This is a genomic window from Pseudoalteromonas rhizosphaerae (assembly GCF_902498845.1).
GTDB classification, from domain to species: Bacteria; Pseudomonadota; Gammaproteobacteria; order Enterobacterales; family Alteromonadaceae; genus Pseudoalteromonas; species Pseudoalteromonas rhizosphaerae.
On record NZ_CABVLM010000014.1, the window covers coordinates 94,839 to 111,860 of the forward strand.

Sequence of the window (17,022 nt, forward strand, 5' to 3'; positions counted from 1 at the left end):
GAGTTTCATTTTAGATGACAATAATTGCGTGATTTTATCATATATTTCAAGAATAACAGGACAATTAACCTGATATTAGACTAAACTGAGCAGGTAAATGACAACAATAATATGTGTGGCACTATGACAGATACCTCGCCAATTGGCTTAGATTTAGAACAACAGTTAGAAAACGTATTATCGTTTATCACCCAACCGAGCAAAGCCCCACACAGTGCGGTTAAAGCTGATACTCCTGATAACACTGTTAATAAAGCCCTGTATTATTTAAAAAATGATCAACCTCCTCTCGCAGCTAAATGGATGCGCTTAGCTGCAATGTCAGGTAATCAGCGAGCCCAATTTTATCTCGGATTATTTTTTATCAAAGGCCAAGGCGTACCTACTAGTGTTTTTCATGGCGCGGTATGGCTAAGTTTAGCCAGTAGCCAAGGCTATGAGCCTGCAGCAACTGCCTTAACTGATTTACGTAAACATCTAACCACCCGCCGCTTTAAAGATGCCCAGTGTTATGCAGCAACACTGTATGAGCAAATACACCAACAGCAGTTTGCTCACCTGATCCCCAACTCACCTTGAAAAGGGACTAATCTACCCTTTTCATTAAAATCAATTGCCACCTCAATGTAACTAAGTAATATATTGTTTTATAAAATATTATTTTAGTTTATGCACATTTCCAAAGCTGATGGTATCAAATAAATATAAAAATCGTTCAAAAAGATAGCAAAAAACACTTGCACACAAACACTGTATAAACTACTGTATATGAGTACTGTATAAACAACCAGTGAGTGAAACTTATGTTACAGCCAATTACCGTCAGAACAGTTAAAAGCTATCAACAAGATAATTTAAGCGCATCAGTAAATTTGATTCAGATAGAAGATGAGATCTCTGCAACTTTTGAACTTCTAAAGGTGTTACACCATTACAATAATAAAAACGCATGGACGTTACTGATTGCACCGGATCACGTACCAAGTAAAGCTTTACTCGATTCATGTTCTATTGATACCAGTAAACTATTAGTGATCAGGCAAAAGCATCTGGTTAATTTAGAGTATGTACTAAATTCTGCACTACATAACGGTAACTTTGCAGCGGTGATCACCTGGACAGACATTGTGAGAGACAATCAAATAGCTAACCTGTCATTAAAGTTAGATCAAGCCAGTGCAAAACTATACTGTTTTACTAAAACCCAACAAGCTACAGAGATAGCATTAGCACAATAAGCTGTTAAAATGCCGTTTTTTAATAAAGCGTATTTTAATTATGACCTCACTCACTGACAGTCTTTGCTTATGTGGCAGCGAACAAAGCTATAGCGATTGCTGTGAAAAATTGCATTTAGGCAATATACAAGCAACAAGCCCAGAGCAACTAATGCGCTCTCGCTTTGTTGCTTATGCCTTAAAAAATGCTAAGTATATTTACCAAACTTATGCACAAGAAAAACAAGCAGCAAACCCACTCAGAGAAATTGCCGATTTTGCTAATAGTTGCCGCTTTATAAAATTAGCCGTGATCAGTGCAGATCAGCAAGAGTACACTGGTTGTGTTGAATTTTGTGTTAGCTATTTTTATCAAAACTTGTTTTGCCAACTGCATGAAAAATCAAGCTTCATAAAAGAAGATGGCCAGTGGCGTTATCTCGATGGTGAGATCTTCCCTGTTGCAGATATAAAAATTAGCCGCAATGATGAATGCCCGTGTGGTAGTGGTAAAAAATATAAAAAATGCCACAGCGTGTAACACTTTCTTAGAGTATAGTTTTTACCGTAAGTATTTATAAATAATCATAAATTCAAAAAACTCGCAAGCCAACGTGGTCTGTCTAAGTGCGATTAACTCTTTGTTGCTTAACCTAAATTTTGGTTCATGTGTTTTCTAACGCATTGATTTAAAGCACTAATATTACTTTTACTCTCCAGCCAAAATTTTCAGGGAAAATAAGGCGAATTTACGCGTCAATAGCATGCCTATTACAAATAAATTCAACGCAGTTAACATTGAAAAATAGCCGCTGGAGATAGATTTATTATCCGAAGCTCAGATTACTTCCGCCAGTAGAATAACGCGGTAGCAGTAGCGAGCCCACTAGGTTAAAAACCTCTTGTCACGATTAAATCACTCCTAGATTAAACAAATTTTAATTCTGAAAGGTCAACATACTCTAGTACTTCACAACAACACCTATAAACAACTAACTCATCCATAAAACATATCTATACTGCGTTAGAACCAGCCCCGTAGCATGCTAATATCTAGTCATATCAAAAAACAATAAAGGAACAAATGTTAACTAAATTTCAAGTGTCAAAAAAACACTATAATAAAAACTAGAAAATAAATCGTTATTATTTTTATATTTTTTAAAATAATTAAAACAAAACCTAACCCATTAATTTTAATTAAATATATTTATTTAAAACGCATAAAAACAAAACTAAATGATGAAATTAAAACTAATCAATCAGTAATTAGCATTGCAGAAAGTCATTTTTAGCGCAATAATGCCACCGGTAGCACTGCAGTGCAAGCATAAACAGGACTTGATTGTGTTAACATTTTTAACAATTAATTTATTTGATTGTTTTGATCTGAACATACAGTAATTAGGAACAACCAATGAATAAACGTACGTTATTTAAATATTCTTTGCATGCTTTGGCCATAACAACTGCTATATATGGAAACAGTGCACTTGCTAATGCGTCAGGCTTTGCCGCAACGAATGGTGGTACAACAGGTGGTGCTGGTGGCGATGTTGTTTATGCAACAACTGGAACCCAAATTCATCAGGCTTTATGTAACCGAGCATCAAGTGACACACCAATTATCATCCACGTTGAAGGCACCATAAATCATGGCAACACCAGTAAAGTATCTGGAGATAGTTGCAATACTGGGCCAGATCTAATTGAACTAAAAGAAATTAGTAATGTTTCTATTATCGGTGTTGGTAGCGGTGCTCTTTTTGACCAATTAGGCATCCATATTCGTTCATCTTCAAATATCATTATTCAAAATGTTCACGTTAGAAACGTCAAAAAATCTGGCTCCCCCACCTCCAACGGCGGTGATGCAATTGGCATGGAGTCAAACGTCAGAAATATTTGGGTCGATCACGTTACACTTGAGGCCAGTGGTGGCGAAAGTTCAGGATATGATGCTTTGTTCGATATGAAGAGTAATACCAAATACGTGACATTATCTTACAGTATTTTGCGCAACTCTGGACGCGGTGGTCTCGTTGGCTCAAGTGATAGTGACGATACTAACGGCCCTGTTACTTTTCATCACAATTACTATGAAAATATTAATTCTCGCACGCCTTTACTAAGACACGCGACAGCGCATGCTTACAACAACTACTACTATGGACTCGTGTCATCGGGCATGAATCCACGAATTGGCGGTAAAATGCGCGCCGAAAACAACTACTTTAAAAATTCCAAAGATCCACTCGGCACTTTTTATACAAATGACATGGGTTACTGGCAAGTCAGCGGCAACATTTGGGATAATATCGATTGGTCTGAACAAGAAAACAAGCTTCACCCAGCAGGCCCTAATCCAACCTCAACCACAACAATCAACATCCCTTATAACTATCAACTTGATAATGCACAGTGTATACCCAACATCATTGCAGCAACGGCTGGCGCGAACAAAGGCTTACAAACATCAAATGGTCAATGTGGAACAACCACACCCACCGATCCAACACCGGATCCAGATCCAACACCTGAGCCAACACCAGCAGGGGAAAATCTAGCTATTAGTGCCGGTGTTGATGGCAGTTCTAAAGCCAGTGGCTCGAGTTATGGCAATGTGAATGACGGCGATATGTCAACTTACTGGTCACCGTCAGCTACCACAGGCACGATCAATATTAAAAACCTTAACACCACCATTAATGCAGTTAAAATAATTGAAACCCCAGCCAGTAAAGGAAGCATTACAGCTTGGTCTTTAGTGAACTACGATACAGGTGTAACACTTACGAACGGTGGTGCTGTGCCAAATGTAATCACTTTTTCTAACACTAACTTATCCAAAGTAAGTTTTGTGATTCATTCCGCCAATGGCGTAGCGCAAATTGCAGAGTTTGAAGTCTACAATGGTTATACCGACAGCAATAATGACAACCCAACCAATACACAAGTCAATGGTACTTACCGCATTACCCCAAAACACAGTGGTGCATCATTAGATATTGCTAACTGTCAAAGTGAAGATGGGGCAAATGTTAGGCAGTGGTCTTGGCTTAATAATGATTGCCAAAAATTTAATATTTCAACAGTCGATGGGGTGTGGCATCGTATTTCACCAGTCAATGCTCCTTCTAAAGGGTTAGAGGTCTATACGCATTCAACCACAGCGGGTGAAAATATCAATATCTGGACATACACAGGGAGCTATAACCAGCAGTTTCGTTTGCAAAGTGCCGGCTCTGGTAAGTGGCGTATCATCAACCGAAATAGTGAGTTGTGCTTAGACGTCGCAGACAGCAAAACTGCCGATGATGCTAATATTCTGCAATGGACATGTACCGCAGGAGCAGAAAATCAAATGTTTGAGTTAACCAGACAATAACTAACATTTACTGTGAAGGGCTTTGCTAAGCCCTTTATTATCAACCGTGTTCAGTCAGCGCCTCACGAGTAAAGCGTTGTTTATGTAGTCTATAAATAGTCGATAAATTAATAACAATAACAGTCGCTTCCAATAACACGCCGCCAATAGAGCCAACAATTATATTATTTGCCAACCATAAGCACGATCCTGCAAACAGCAAAACACGCATTTTGATGCCCGTTAAGCAAAATAGTGCAAAACAACCCAAACAGGCGGCAACAATCGCAAGGTAATCCGTCCATTGCTGGGCTGTTAGATAACCGATAACCACGGTTAAAATAATAAAAATGGCTGCTATCCACACCGATTTCACCCGCATTGATACGGCTGTACGCCCCGCTGAAAATAAACAGCACAATGATGAAGTGATAGCATTGAGTAAATAAAAGTGCAGTGCATGATTTAGATTCATCACCACCATCATTATTTTTAAACGACGATCATCCTTTTGAAAAAAGCACACTAATGCTAAAACAAAGCTGAGTAAACCAAACCCTTGGGCAATCCAACTATCAACCACCAGCCCTACACCTCACTAAAATAAATATCTCAACCGCTATTGTGGTTAATATACAATCAAATATCTACACGCTATTACAGATTATTTTCAATCATGGTTTTAATGATCCGCGCTTTAACAAAGTGATCTAATTGGTGGGTTTGTATCCACCATGTCGCAGCTTCCATAAGTAATTCTGGATCATCATTTTTGTTGGCAAAAAAAGCATAAAACGACAGCCCAACATTATCTCCCTTCGCCGCTATTTTTTTGTCGCAAACTTGAATGATCTTAGTCCTTAATTCGTCGCGCATTACGGCGTTACCTCACTTCACTTTTTAAACTGCATTGCATTTCAATAAGTTGGTGTTCGCCAACTATTTCAACATCTTTAATATATTTAAAACCATAACTTTCGTAATAGCCTTGCAAATAGGCATGTGCATGAATTTCAATGATCTCAAGGCCAATTTTACCAGCATGTGATAACAAGGCATTAATAACCAATTTAGCAATGCCGGATCCTCGGTATGGCTTTAACACTGCAATCCTTGCCATAACGCCACACCGTGGGTTACGTTTCACTAACCGCGCAGTAGCGACTAAAGCACCGCCATCTGTTACCACCACATGCACAGCTCGTTCGTCGAAACCGTCTAAATCTAACTGCTTAGGAATACTTTGTTCGATCACAAATACCTGGTGGCGAATAGCATGCGCTTGCGCAATCAGTTCAGGGCTAGTGCCTAGCGTAACATCCATTTATTGTGACCTCTTAAACATAATCAACGAGCTAATTTTACTGTAATTGTTGTAGCAGCTGAGCTATTTCAGCTTTCAGCGCTTTATCAGGAATTTTATTTGCGCTAACCTGCGCAGCTTGTAAACTTGCGATAGCAGCTTCGGTTTGCCCTAGTTCAACATGCATAGTTGCCATCGCATAACCAATTGACGACATATAATCTTTCGCATTGATGGCGCTGGCTTTAGCTAATGCTTTTTCATAGATCAACAACGCATCGGCAAACTCATCGGTAAAATCAGCGAGCGTTTCCCACTGTACAGGATGATCTTTCTCAGTATTTTCATGCTCAATACACAGTGCTTTTAGCTGCCCATAGAGTGAATCGAACGTAACTTGATCTTGCTGCTGTGCAGCATTCATTAGCTCACCGGCTAAGTTCAATACTGATTTATACAGTTTTGTATTCATTATTCTTTCATTACCTTTTGTTAGAAATTACAGCCAAATTAACTATCTTGCATGGCTAAGAACAACAACTCAAAGCGAAACGAAAGAAAATACAAGGCCGAGAGCGTACTATTCTAATACACTCGAGACTAAAATGATTCATTCTAAAGCGTATCAAGCCTAAGGCGGGGGAAAAATCTCAGCTCAAATCAGGTGATAACCCCCTGTTACAAGTTATCACCTCAGCCAAATTTTTATTGTTTCAAGGCTAACTCTCAGTTTTTGCTGTATCTTTACCACTTGCATGAATAAAATACAGCGCAATACCCAAACATATTACAGCGCCAATACGACTTGGCGAAAAAGCAATCACATCGTTACCAAGCCAACCAAAATTATCAATTAACATACTCATAAATAATTGACCGAATATTACCGCAACCGTTGCGACTGCAGTGCCAATTCGCTGCACAGCAAACACCATTATCACGATATAGGGTACTCCACACATTGCCCCTAATAATTGCCACTTTGGCACATCCAACAGGGTTAGCGCATGCCTAGGTTCAAAATAAAAGATAAGTAACCCAGTGATCAACGCCCCTACCGAAAAGGTTAAAAATGCGCAGCGAAAAACACCTACTTTACTTCCTAGTTGGCCATTAATGGCAGCCTGAATACTCAAGGTTGCACCACCAATCACCGCCAAAATTATCATAATTATAGTCATCAGCGTCCCCTAACCTTGTGCCATTAAAATTAATGCAATGACAATAAAAAATAATGCCATAAGCCGTTTGCGGTCAATCTGGCGATGTTGACTACCAAATAAACCATAATGATCTATCAGCAAACTTTTCGCTATTTGTCCCATCAAGATACTGATCATCGTCATAGCAATACCTATCACAGGTGCTGTGAACGTCAATATAACGACATAAACAGGCCCCAACACGCCACCTAACAATGTCCATGATGGTTGTTTGAAAAAAGATGGGCTATTCCGAGGACTAAAAAATAGCATCAACATAAAGGTAAGAGCAGCACCAACACCAAACACACTAAATGTGGCCCATAATTCTCCAACCTCACCACCTAAAGGGCCCAATAAGCCTGCTTCTACAGACAGCCCCATTCCTCCCATAACGACAATTAAAATCAAAATAAACTGCATGCAAATCTCCTATTAATAAGGAATACATAATAACCTAGAGCTTTAACGCGAAAAATGGGATTATATAAGAAAGACTTTTGCAGGATTTGCACAAATGAATGATTTCAGTTCGATCAATATCAGAGCGTTAAAATTTTTTATCGCCGTGTATAAATGTAAAAGCTTTTCTGTTGTTGCTCGACATGAAAATGTATCGCCTTCTATGGTCTCTAGAGTAATTTTGCAACTTGAAGATGCCCTTGGTCAGCAACTTTTTTACCGTAACACAAGAGCAATAATGCCAACCGAAGCGGGCCGAATTTTTCATGATTATGCGCGCTCAATGACCGAGCAACTCAACGAAGTACGTAACGAGCTGCAAGATAGAGCAACTCAACCCAAAGGGTTAATAAGAATTAATGCGCCGGTTTTTTTCGGACAAAAACACATAGCGCCTTGGCTTGGTGAGTTTTTAAATCGCTATCCGAAAATTCAAGTAGAGTTGACTCAAACCGATGATTTTATCGATCCGCATATTGATGCCGCTGACGTGATTTTTCGTATCGGATCTCTTGCAGATTCATCGTTACATGCTAAAACATTAGGACTGCAAACTTATCATTTAGCCGCATCCCCTGCTTATCTGAAAAAATATGGCACACCAAAAGTGCCGGCTGATCTTAGTCAGCATCAGGGCTTAATTTATAGCGGTTCATCGGGGCAAAATCGTTGGTTATTCAAAATTAATTCGTCATGGCAGCAGCAAAGTGTAATACCGACTTTAGTATCTAACAATGCTGAAACGCTGTTTATCGGGGCTTTGAACGACATGGGAATTGTATTATTCCCTGATTGGTTAATTGGTGAAAGCTTAAAAACAGGCGCTCTTGTTTCACTCTTAAGTGAATTTGCGCCAACAATAAAAACAGGACCACAAAATATTACTGCAATTTACCCTAATACACGACAACCACCGTTAAATGTTCGAGTATGTATTGATTACTTTAGTGAAGTTTATGGCAACCCGCCGTACTGGAAATACCAAAATTAAGTATCTACGTTATGCTCTAACGGGTGCAAACAGACCAATAGTGATACCTAAAAAAACACACACGCTCAGCACACAATTGCATGCAGCTAAGTGACGCAGTTACTCACTGATTTTTTGGTGAATAATTTACTCTGAGAGTAGATTTATACACTACAACTAGGGGTATACTGGAAATAGGTTTTCAATTGTGGAAAATAGTATGCTCCCAACAACACACCCTATTTTTTGGCGCGACCCCGAGTTACCATTTGTCGAGCTGCGCCAAGTATTAGATGGCCGCAAAGTCACTTATGCTCCCCACTCCCACCAGCAATGGTCAATTGGCGCAATTTTAGCGGGGCAAAGTGAATTCATTTGTGAAGATCGTCTACATCAAGTAACACATGGTAATCTAGTATTAATGAACCCTGATGAAGTCCACGCCTGTAATCCAAAGCAAAACTCAGCGTGGGCTTATTACATGATGCATATAGATAAAAATTGGTTAGCAGCGTTATTGTTCGAGTCTGGCGTCACAAAGCAACAAAACTGGCAAGGAAGTCGCTTGGATACAGTGCTACTACCACAGCTTTATCAGGACTTTGTTATCTTGTGCCAAAACCTAATGACAAATACGTTTACCGCAGCACAAAAGCGCACGTTGCTAAGTAGTTACTTCGTACAATTATTTACGTACCTTGATTGCGTTGAGCCATTACACGAGCAAACGTTATTACCTGAAAATAAGCTATATCAAGTAGCGAACTACCTGAATGAGCACTGTTTTGAAGACCAATCAATTAACACAATCAGTAAACTTTTTGGCTTTAGCAGCAGTTATTTAGTGCGCGCTTTTAAACGTCATTTTAATATGACTCCGCACGCTTATCGGTTAAATCGTCGTATTCAATTAGGTCAGCAAGCACTAAAACAAGGCCAGCCAATAGCAAGTATCGCTCACAGTGCAGGTTTTAGTGATCAAGCGCATTTTCAGCGGGTCTTTAAACAACGCGTAGCGGCAACTCCCGAGCAATATCGCCGTACTTTATCACTGTAAATTAAAACCACTAAATCAATAATAAAAAGCAGCTGCCAGCCAGTAATAGTGCAAGAATTTTATTCATCACTCGCATTTTAGCTGGGCTTTGAAAATGCTGCCCGAGCCGTATACCTAGCCAAACCCAACAGCCAAGTGATAACCAACAAATAGGTAAATATAAACTTGCAAAAGTAACCAGTTCAAATCCTTGCGCCCCTGGACTATATGCTGCAATGCCTGATAAAGAAGCCAACCACGCTTTAGGGTTAAGCCATTGCATGATCACACCTGTCATAAAGGTAGGGGCATTTTGCTTAGCGTCAGCTGTGAGGCCGCCATCATCGATAAATAATTGATAACTGAGATAAAGTAAAAAAGCGATACCGAGCCACTGTAATATACCAGTGATCCAGGCTAATTGCGCAATGAGATAATGCAAACTAAAACCAATAAACAAAAATAATGCAATGAAACCAAAGGTAGCACCAGTCACAAATATTAAGCCTCTTTTTGCCCCATATCGCGCACTACTACTTAACGAAACAAGGTTAACTGGCCCGGGTGATATAGACGCCGCCAAGGCAAATAGTGCCATTGAGATGATCACTGATAAAGTCATAACGTATACTTAGGTTATTTAAAGTGGCGTTTATTATCTGTTGTTGCAATAAGCCATGTATTGAACAAAATTGACCTTGTTGTAAATAAAATAGCATCTGACAAATTACCCCTGCAAAAACACAGCTGCACTAAAAACAATCGGTGATACACTAGAATTAGTCCATCTTACAAATTAGCGAACCATGAAAGAATGTAATCAATGTGGTAAATGCTGTATTAAATACGGTGGTGGCGATCTGAGCGCCACGCAAGAAGAAATTGATCTATGGGAGATATTTAACCCCGAAATCTTTGAGTTCGTTAAAAATAACCAAATATGGTACGACCCACAATCGGGAGTAAAACTAAGCCAATGCCCTTTTCTTGAAATAGCACCAAAAATAAATCCCCTCGCCGCAAATAAATATACCTGCAGTATTTATTTAGACCGCCCTGAAGATTGCCGCCACTATCCTAGCCTTATCACCGAAATGGTAAGAGACGAATGCGAAATGATTGAAGTAATCGATTTAGATAACTATAAAAAAGCACAAAGAAAACTTGATCTATTAATGCAAGACAGTCGCCCTGGCGGCTATACAGAATAAAACAGAGCTTAGCTTTGAGTGAGCTCCTAGCCATTAGACTAAAGACTTAGAACCCAGTAATTCATTAATGCATGCCGTATAACTGGCTTTTTCAAAGCAATAAACAACAAATATGAAAATAAGGTATTGATTATTAACAATAGAAATTAACTTTTGAATATTTTCTTCTCTGCTGGCTATACCTGCGCCAAGCTACTTTAATCCGTCATGCTCGACCTTTGCCTAATCGTAATTGATAAACCTCTACTTTATTCTATCGATTCAATATTCATTGCTTTATACAAGCTGTTTTTTTATTTTGAGTTAGCAACAATGTTGCAGGAGAATTCATGACAACCACGCCAAAAGATGACACGTCCTCCCAAGCTGAGCAGGTAAGCGATACTCAAACCGTTTCCGATAGCTATAAAAATCTTCATAAACCAAGCTCTGAGTTTGCCAGTCGAGACGATTATCTCGAGCATGAACTGCAAATTATGCAGCCAAAGCGCTGGCGTCCTAACTTGCCTTTTCGGGATTACCGCTTCGAATTTGAAGACACGATTCCCGCTATGGCAGGGACAATTGGTAAAGTTGTTATGGTAGGCGCTATTGCCGCCACCTTTGCCGCACCGCTTGGTTTAAGTGACGCCTTTGTGTTAGAAAACGTACGCTATGAGTTACTCATAGTGGCTATTTTTATCATCTTGTTTTCAGGTTTTATTTTACCCACTGCTAACTTAGCGGGAACCCACGGACCACTCATTCCATTAATTCCCATTGTTGTTGCAGCAGGCGGACACCCAATGGCATTCGGGCTACTCATTGGCGCCTTAGGGTTACTGCTTGCCATCAGTAAAGGCGGCAGTTTGTTGGCACGACTAACCAGTAAAGGGGTGTGCGGCGGATTATTACTTTACTTAGGATTCATAGGCACTATATCGCAAGTAAAGAAACTGTTTGCATGGGCTGAACAAATTCAAATGACCCACATTGCCTTCATCGTTATTTTGGCCACTATTTTACTGTACGCGCTACTCGAACATTTTAAAAAACGTTGGTTAGCTGTGCCGCTCAGCTGCCTTATTGGTGGTTTAACGGCCTTTGCCTTAGGTGCGCCGTTTGAATTTAAAACCGCCCCTGGGTTACCAAATATGAACCCTATGTATTGGTGGGGTGAAAACACCGGTTGGATGTTAGGTTTGCCGACTCTTGAAAGCTTTGTAGTCGTATTGCCCTTTGCCATACTGGCAGTGGCCATGTGGTCGCCAGACTTTTTAGGCCATCAAGTATTCCAAAAGATCAGCTACCCAAAACGCACTGAAAAAGTGCAAATGAACATTGACGATACTATGCTCAGTGCATCAGTTAGGCAAACCTTTGGCTCTATTTTAGGTGGGTCTAACTTCACCTCATCATGGGGCACGTATATTGTGCCTGCCGCGATTGCTAAGCGCCCTATTCCAGCTGGTGCAATTTTAACCGCACTTTTTTGTGTAATTGCAGGTATATGGGGTTATCCAATGGATCTCGCCATTTGGCAACCGGTACTGTGTGTGGCGTTAATAGTGGGTGTATTTATCCCACTGCTTGAGGCAGGTATGGAAATGACTCGCGAAGGTAAAACCACGCAATCAGCAGCTATTGTGGTATTTGCTTCAACGTTAGTAAACCCAGCGTTTGGCTGGTCACTGACCATGCTGCTCGATAACTTAGGCTTAATTGGCTGTAAAGAGCGCAGCTCTGAGCTGACCCATATGAGTCGCTGGATCATTCCGCTGTTTATGTTTGTATTATTGACCAGTGTTATGGCCATGGTGGGCATGCTGCCAGGTATTCCAGCGTTGCTAGAAAACTTTAGGCACTAATACAAAAAGGGGGGAAGCCAGTACAGCGCTTACCCCCCCTTTTTAATAACCGTGACTTCGTTTTATTCGTCTTGCAACGCCATAGCAGCAAGTTTCATGGTACTTGCAAATGATTCTGCGCCAGCGATAAACAAGCCATTGTGGCAAAACATTGCGTCATCAATGCCCGTTTGCGCTTGAAATGCAGCATCTGATAAACCAGCCCATGCTTTTGGTAGTGACTTTCTGTCTTCAAATGAACCCGGTTCAACAGGCACCGTTTGCAAAATCCATTTGCCTGAATGCGATGGATAAACCATGTATAACGCTTCTTGCGATAAAGCATGCACGGTTTTTTTCCACGGCGTATATTGCTCTAATACAATCACTCTTGCATCATCTGCGTTATCAATCGCTTTAGCGACGATTGCTTTAGCATTAATGCCGCCACTGGCTGCTGCAATAAAACGTGTTAAAACACGCGATGCAAATTCAACCGCCTCATCAAAACAACGATCAAAGTCACTTTCCTCTTGCCATGTTGGGTTAAACATTGAAATTGTTTGGCTAAGACTGATCCCTTTCGATACACCTTCAACATGACCGCAATCAATCGCATCAATGGTCGATACCAAACCGGCATCAACTGCATGCGCAACATCTTGGTCACCCTGACACAGCTCTAAACCATATTTTTGCCAAATTAAACCAAATGATGAGTATGGGATGCCATTTTCACGCTCGCCGGCACCGCCACGTTGGTGATGATCAAAACGTCCAGCAGCTGGGTCATATTCGCCGCCAACATCAATCACTATGTCAGCTTGCGCGATTAATTCTAAATCACGGGTACGTATAAGTTTAAAAGTAGGAAGAATATGCCTAAGTGCGGCGATACTAAACACATCATCCGCATGAAAATTACCGTTATGAGTTGCTACTGTTATATCATTCATTTATTTAATATCATTTTAGAAAGGAGTAAGAAGACGGCGAAATTTAAACTGATCCGTTAGCACAAAATAGATAAGTCAAAATTACAAGCACAACAGTATACGCTATCGGCGAGCAGCCCACAAAAACAGTGAACCACTTTGTGGTAATTAATCGTCTAGAGGAAGATAAGCGACAGTAATAACAAAGCAACAGTAGATTGATGGTAAAAACATAACCAATCCATACATGAACTGTCTTCAGTAAAACTTTCTCCTCGAGCGATACCTCAGTCTTTGCTAAATAAAATTGCCGAACCCACGGCCATTAAACTAAGTATATTATTTAAAGAGCAAGTTAAATAATATTGTTGCCTTGCTCAGGATCGCGAGAGCGCTCAGCTTGTTCACGAATTTCATCAGCATCACTGCTCACATCATCAATATCAGCATCCAGATGCGCAATCGGTTTGACTTTTTGATCTTGCGTAGTGGGTTGTTCCGGAGTCTTTTGTGCTTGCTCACTTGCCGGTGCATTTAAAATAATCCGTTCACGAGCATCATCAGGCATACTAATACCATGCGCGTTAAAGCTATTAACCATTTCACGCATCAATTGCGACGCTACCTTAACCGGGCTGTTTTGCTCACTATTAACCCAAAAGTAAATACTGAGATTGATAGTGGCTGAGCCTAATTCATCAAGTAACACCTGTGGGGCCGGATCTTTTAGCACAGCAGCTTGTTTATCCATTAAACTCAGCGCTAACTGCTGAGTGTTACGTATATCGTTATCGTAACCTATGCCTATTTTATAGTGACCGCGCATTTTCGGATTAGCAGTAAGGTTTTTAATCACATTTTTATAAACAGTCGCATTAGGTATTTGAATATGATTACCATCAAAATCAACTAATGTGGTCGCCCGCGCAGTGACCTTTTTTACTACCCCTAAGCAGCCATCGACTTCAATAACATCATCAATACGAAAAGGACGTTGCACACTTAATAGCATGCTCGATATAAAGTTCTCTGCAATATCACGAAATGCAAAACCTAAGATTAGCCCGACTAATCCAGTTCCGCTCATTATCGCCACGGCAAATTCACTTAAGCCTGCTAAGCGTAAAAATAAATAAACTCCAAACAAAATGATCACAGTACTAATAAAGCGACGAGCAACAACATGCAATAACCGCCTTTCACTTACATAGCCAATAGGTTTCACTAATAAATAAGACACAGGCTTTGCTAAAAAATAGCACACGATTATTGCTGCTATACCTAAAGTGAGAGCGGGTAACATTTGCCAAGCACTTTGTAAAAAATGCGCAATTTGTGAGTTTATACCTTGCCAAGATACTGGCGCTAAAGGATCCGCGTTGGTACTCGTTGTTTGTATTTTTAATGCGCTAATAATTTGATTATTAATACTATTCATTATTTCCATATGTAACTCATGCGCTCTTTATTGATGAAACCATTAATTCTGTAGAAGCAAATTAAACGCCAACTTAAGCTGGCAAGCACCTTGCACCTTAACTTCTAATAAATAGTGACTAATAACCATCAGCAAGGAATAAAATATGGCACATAAACCACGTGGCTACACAGCAGATAAACCAACCGAGATCCCCTTGCTGGGCTGGTGGGATATCAGCAAGCGGGTATACCAAAGTATGTCGCAAGATAACTTATCCTTTGTTGCCGCTGGTGTCGCCTTTTACGCATTACTCGCTATTTTTCCAGCACTGGCAGCCTGTGTTTCGCTGTATGCTTATTTCGCCTCTACGGCGGATGTTAGTGAACAGATTAGTAAGTTTATTACTTTATTGCCACCGAGCAGCCGAGAAATCGTTCTACAACAGGTATCTGAAGTTACCCAACAATCACAAAAAGTGTTAAGTGTTAGTGCAATAAGCACGTTGTTATTAACCACATGGAGTAGCAGTAAGGGCTGCCAAGCACTGATCACAGCCTGCAATATTACCTACCATGAGCAAACCAAAAGGCAGTTTTTCAAAGCGCTTTTAGTGCGCTTTCTATTCTCTATTGGCGCTATATTGGTCGCAGTAATCGCATTATTAATCATTGGTATATTGCCTATCGCACTCAATATTGTTGGTCTAGAAAACAGTATCGATACGGTGATCAAATTACTCACTTGGCTGTTACTAGCAGCGACTTTTCATTTTGCTTTAGCTTTTGTATATCGTTATGCACCCCATAGAAAAGCGGCAAAGTGGCGTTGGGTTACAACTGGTTCAGTTATGGCGACAGGACTTTGGATCATCGCATCATTAGGGTTTTCATATTATGTGTCACAGTTTGCTTCATACAATGAGACCTATGGTTCGTTAGGAGGGGTCGTGATCATGTTGATGTGGTTGTATATCAGCGCCTATATTATTATTTTTGGCGCTGCGATTAATGCCAGCACAGAACAACAAACCATGGTTGATAGCACCGTAGGACCTGCACATCAGTCTGGCAATCGCGGGGCTTTTGTAGCGGATAACCTAACGAAAAAACAAAAATCAGAACGTTCTGTTAAAACGAATGAATAGTGCTATTTTTACCCATGGTTGTTTAATTTTATTGTGTTTAAATAATACCATACAAGATTCGGAGCAAAGCAATGAAAGTAATAAAGCAACTCAATAGCCATGCAACCCAAGATGGTGATGGCGTAAATATTAGCCGGATACCAGGCTTTGATGGTAAGCATTTAGATCCTTTTTTAATGATCGACGAATTAAAATCCGACGATCACAGTGACTTTATGGGTGGGTTTCCTGCCCACCCGCATCGTGGTATCGAAACCTTTACCTACATTATTAAAGGCGGTTTTGAACACCAAGATCAAATGGGCAATAAAAAAGCTATTCGCGCAGGTGACGTGCAATGGATGAGTACCGGCTTTGGCGTTATCCATAGCGAAATGCCACTTGCCGATGCGATTGAGGGGATGCATGGCTTTCAAATTTGGCTCAATATGCCAAGCACTGAAAAGCTCAGAGCACCGAAATATCAAGATACTACTGAGCACCCTGCACCTGAACATAAAAATAGTCAAGGTGTTGAACTAAAAGCACTGGCTGGCAGTTGGCAATTTGACCAGCAAACTCAGGTTTCAAGCCTACAAGAACTAGCAGCCAATGGCATGCTAGCAGATGTAACATTACCTGTAGGCACTGAGTTTGACCACCCACCTCTGATACAAAGCAAGGTGATGATTTATATTCATACCGGCTCTATCAACACCGAACAAGGTGGTCCAGTAATGGCTGGCAGCCTACTTATTTTAGAGTCCGGTAGTGATATTAAATTTAGCTCGCAAAGCGGCGCTGGGGTACTTATTTTAGCCGGTGATCCGCTTAATGAACCTATTGCTCACATGGGCCCGTTTGTGATGAATACGCAAGCTCAATTACGAGAAGCAATTAGTGATTACCAAAGCGGTAAATTTGGTAGCTTTTAAAACACGATATAGGAG

General features: G+C 40.4%; 19 protein-coding genes. 10 read left to right on the forward strand and 9 right to left on the reverse strand.

Annotated features, from left to right (window positions below; translation table 11 throughout):
* Nucleotides 1–123: 123 nt before the first annotated feature.
* The 4 genes from PSR9079_RS18920 to PSR9079_RS18935 all read left to right on the forward strand — a co-directional run bounded on the left by PSR9079_RS18920 (nucleotide 124) and on the right by PSR9079_RS18935 (nucleotide 4,605).
* Nucleotides 124–579 carry an SEL1-like repeat protein gene (locus PSR9079_RS18920; RefSeq protein WP_149982845.1) on the forward strand — a complete coding sequence of 152 codons (456 nt, stop codon included), beginning with the start codon at nucleotides 124–126 and terminating at the stop codon, nucleotides 577–579.
* 224 nt (nucleotides 580–803) lie between these two features.
* On the forward strand, nucleotides 804–1,238 hold the full coding sequence (locus tag PSR9079_RS18925; protein WP_149982846.1) for a SulA-like leucine-rich domain-containing protein: 435 nt from the start codon (nucleotides 804–806) through the stop codon (nucleotides 1,236–1,238).
* Nucleotides 1,239–1,278: 40 nt separating this feature from the next.
* On the forward strand, nucleotides 1,279–1,758 hold the full coding sequence (locus PSR9079_RS18930; protein ID WP_149982847.1) for a YchJ family protein: 480 nt from the start codon (nucleotides 1,279–1,281) through the stop codon (nucleotides 1,756–1,758).
* A gap of 876 nt (nucleotides 1,759–2,634) precedes the next feature.
* Complete coding sequence (locus PSR9079_RS18935; protein ID WP_149982848.1) at nucleotides 2,635–4,605, forward strand: pectate lyase family protein; 1,971 nt, start codon at nucleotides 2,635–2,637, stop codon at nucleotides 4,603–4,605.
* Between the two features lie 40 nt (nucleotides 4,606–4,645).
* On the opposite strand, the gene PSR9079_RS18940 is transcribed toward PSR9079_RS18935, so the two are convergent.
* The 6 genes from PSR9079_RS18940 to PSR9079_RS18965 all read right to left on the reverse strand — a co-directional run bounded on the left by PSR9079_RS18940 (nucleotide 4,646) and on the right by PSR9079_RS18965 (nucleotide 7,512).
* Complete coding sequence (locus PSR9079_RS18940; RefSeq protein ID WP_149982849.1) at nucleotides 4,646–5,167, reverse strand: YgjV family protein; 522 nt, start codon at nucleotides 5,165–5,167, stop codon at nucleotides 4,646–4,648.
* A 74-nt stretch (nucleotides 5,168–5,241) separates the two neighbouring features.
* A complete protein-coding gene (locus PSR9079_RS18945) occupies nucleotides 5,242–5,460 on the reverse strand; it encodes a DUF6500 family protein (RefSeq protein ID WP_145241061.1) in 219 nt (72 codons plus the stop codon).
* 7 nt (nucleotides 5,461–5,467) lie between these two features.
* Complete coding sequence (locus tag PSR9079_RS18950; RefSeq protein WP_149982850.1) at nucleotides 5,468–5,908, reverse strand: GNAT family N-acetyltransferase; 441 nt, start codon at nucleotides 5,906–5,908, stop codon at nucleotides 5,468–5,470.
* Nucleotides 5,909–5,945: 37 nt separating this feature from the next.
* Entirely contained in the window at nucleotides 5,946–6,362 is a 417-nt protein-coding gene (locus tag PSR9079_RS18955; RefSeq protein ID WP_149982851.1) for a tetratricopeptide repeat protein, read from the reverse strand.
* Between the two features lie 244 nt (nucleotides 6,363–6,606).
* Entirely contained in the window at nucleotides 6,607–7,068 is a 462-nt protein-coding gene (locus PSR9079_RS18960; protein WP_145241067.1) for a DMT family transporter, read from the reverse strand.
* Between the two features lie 9 nt (nucleotides 7,069–7,077).
* Nucleotides 7,078–7,512 carry a DMT family transporter gene (locus tag PSR9079_RS18965; RefSeq protein WP_145241069.1) on the reverse strand — a complete coding sequence of 145 codons (435 nt, stop codon included), beginning with the start codon at nucleotides 7,510–7,512 and terminating at the stop codon, nucleotides 7,078–7,080.
* A gap of 94 nt (nucleotides 7,513–7,606) precedes the next feature.
* Between PSR9079_RS18965 and PSR9079_RS18970 the strand changes: the two genes are divergently transcribed.
* Both PSR9079_RS18970 and PSR9079_RS18975 read left to right on the forward strand, forming a co-directional pair.
* Nucleotides 7,607–8,542: a LysR family transcriptional regulator gene (locus PSR9079_RS18970; protein ID WP_149982852.1), complete on the forward strand. Its 936-nt coding sequence runs from the start codon at nucleotides 7,607–7,609 to the stop codon at nucleotides 8,540–8,542.
* A gap of 199 nt (nucleotides 8,543–8,741) precedes the next feature.
* The gene (locus PSR9079_RS18975; RefSeq protein ID WP_149982853.1) at nucleotides 8,742–9,578 is read left to right on the forward strand and encodes an AraC family transcriptional regulator; all 837 of its coding nucleotides are present in this window, start codon (nucleotides 8,742–8,744) and stop codon (nucleotides 9,576–9,578) included.
* 10 nt (nucleotides 9,579–9,588) lie between these two features.
* Here the strand turns inward: PSR9079_RS18975 and PSR9079_RS18980 are convergent, their stop codons facing one another.
* Nucleotides 9,589–10,179, reverse strand: coding sequence for a LysE family translocator (locus PSR9079_RS18980; RefSeq protein WP_149982854.1), 591 nt, complete (start codon nucleotides 10,177–10,179; stop codon nucleotides 9,589–9,591).
* Nucleotides 10,180–10,363: 184 nt separating this feature from the next.
* On the opposite strand from PSR9079_RS18980, the gene PSR9079_RS18985 reads away from it, so the two are divergent.
* Entirely contained in the window at nucleotides 10,364–10,768 is a 405-nt protein-coding gene (locus tag PSR9079_RS18985) for a YkgJ family cysteine cluster protein (protein ID WP_149982855.1), read from the forward strand.
* A gap of 329 nt (nucleotides 10,769–11,097) precedes the next feature.
* A complete protein-coding gene (locus PSR9079_RS18990) occupies nucleotides 11,098–12,615 on the forward strand; it encodes a DUF3360 family protein (protein ID WP_145241079.1) in 1,518 nt (505 codons plus the stop codon).
* 62 nt (nucleotides 12,616–12,677) lie between these two features.
* Here the strand turns inward: PSR9079_RS18990 and PSR9079_RS18995 are convergent, their stop codons facing one another.
* On the reverse strand, nucleotides 12,678–13,550 hold the full coding sequence (locus PSR9079_RS18995) for an MYG1 family protein (protein ID WP_145241081.1): 873 nt from the start codon (nucleotides 13,548–13,550) through the stop codon (nucleotides 12,678–12,680).
* Between the two features lie 334 nt (nucleotides 13,551–13,884).
* Nucleotides 13,885–14,976, reverse strand: a complete 1,092-nt coding sequence (locus PSR9079_RS19000) for a mechanosensitive ion channel family protein (RefSeq protein ID WP_149982856.1) — start codon at nucleotides 14,974–14,976, stop codon at nucleotides 13,885–13,887.
* 136 nt (nucleotides 14,977–15,112) lie between these two features.
* On the opposite strand from PSR9079_RS19000, the gene PSR9079_RS19005 reads away from it, so the two are divergent.
* On the forward strand, nucleotides 15,113–16,093 hold the full coding sequence (locus tag PSR9079_RS19005) for a YihY/virulence factor BrkB family protein (protein ID WP_145241085.1): 981 nt from the start codon (nucleotides 15,113–15,115) through the stop codon (nucleotides 16,091–16,093).
* A gap of 71 nt (nucleotides 16,094–16,164) precedes the next feature.
* Nucleotides 16,165–17,007, forward strand: coding sequence for a pirin family protein (locus PSR9079_RS19010; RefSeq protein ID WP_149982857.1), 843 nt, complete (start codon nucleotides 16,165–16,167; stop codon nucleotides 17,005–17,007).
* The last annotated feature ends 15 nt before the right edge of the window (nucleotides 17,008–17,022 follow it).

What these genes read in the sequence shown, in the direction of transcription:
- PSR9079_RS18985 (WP_149982855.1), top strand. Translation starts at nt 10,364, where the DNA reads ATGAAAGAATGTAATCAATGTGGTAAATGCTGTATTAAATACGGTGGT.
- PSR9079_RS18920 (WP_149982845.1), top strand. Translation starts at nt 124, where the DNA reads ATGACAGATACCTCGCCAATTGGCTTAGATTTAGAACAACAGTTAGAA.
- PSR9079_RS18995 (WP_145241081.1), bottom strand. Translation starts at nt 13,550, where the DNA reads ATGAATGATATAACAGTAGCAACTCATAACGGTAATTTTCATGCGGAT.
- PSR9079_RS18935 (WP_149982848.1), top strand. Translation starts at nt 2,635, where the DNA reads ATGAATAAACGTACGTTATTTAAATATTCTTTGCATGCTTTGGCCATA.
- PSR9079_RS19010 (WP_149982857.1), top strand. Translation starts at nt 16,165, where the DNA reads ATGAAAGTAATAAAGCAACTCAATAGCCATGCAACCCAAGATGGTGAT.
- PSR9079_RS19005 (WP_145241085.1), top strand. Translation starts at nt 15,113, where the DNA reads ATGGCACATAAACCACGTGGCTACACAGCAGATAAACCAACCGAGATC.
- PSR9079_RS18930 (WP_149982847.1), top strand. Translation starts at nt 1,279, where the DNA reads ATGACCTCACTCACTGACAGTCTTTGCTTATGTGGCAGCGAACAAAGC.
- PSR9079_RS18990 (WP_145241079.1), top strand. Translation starts at nt 11,098, where the DNA reads ATGACAACCACGCCAAAAGATGACACGTCCTCCCAAGCTGAGCAGGTA.
- PSR9079_RS18960 (WP_145241067.1), bottom strand. Translation starts at nt 7,068, where the DNA reads ATGACTATAATTATGATAATTTTGGCGGTGATTGGTGGTGCAACCTTG.
- PSR9079_RS18965 (WP_145241069.1), bottom strand. Translation starts at nt 7,512, where the DNA reads ATGCAGTTTATTTTGATTTTAATTGTCGTTATGGGAGGAATGGGGCTG.
- PSR9079_RS19000 (WP_149982856.1), bottom strand. Translation starts at nt 14,976, where the DNA reads ATGGAAATAATGAATAGTATTAATAATCAAATTATTAGCGCATTAAAA.
- PSR9079_RS18980 (WP_149982854.1), bottom strand. Translation starts at nt 10,179, where the DNA reads ATGACTTTATCAGTGATCATCTCAATGGCACTATTTGCCTTGGCGGCG.
- PSR9079_RS18925 (WP_149982846.1), top strand. Translation starts at nt 804, where the DNA reads ATGTTACAGCCAATTACCGTCAGAACAGTTAAAAGCTATCAACAAGAT.
- PSR9079_RS18950 (WP_149982850.1), bottom strand. Translation starts at nt 5,908, where the DNA reads ATGGATGTTACGCTAGGCACTAGCCCTGAACTGATTGCGCAAGCGCAT.
- PSR9079_RS18945 (WP_145241061.1), bottom strand. Translation starts at nt 5,460, where the DNA reads ATGCGCGACGAATTAAGGACTAAGATCATTCAAGTTTGCGACAAAAAA.
- PSR9079_RS18970 (WP_149982852.1), top strand. Translation starts at nt 7,607, where the DNA reads ATGAATGATTTCAGTTCGATCAATATCAGAGCGTTAAAATTTTTTATC.
- PSR9079_RS18975 (WP_149982853.1), top strand. Translation starts at nt 8,742, where the DNA reads ATGCTCCCAACAACACACCCTATTTTTTGGCGCGACCCCGAGTTACCA.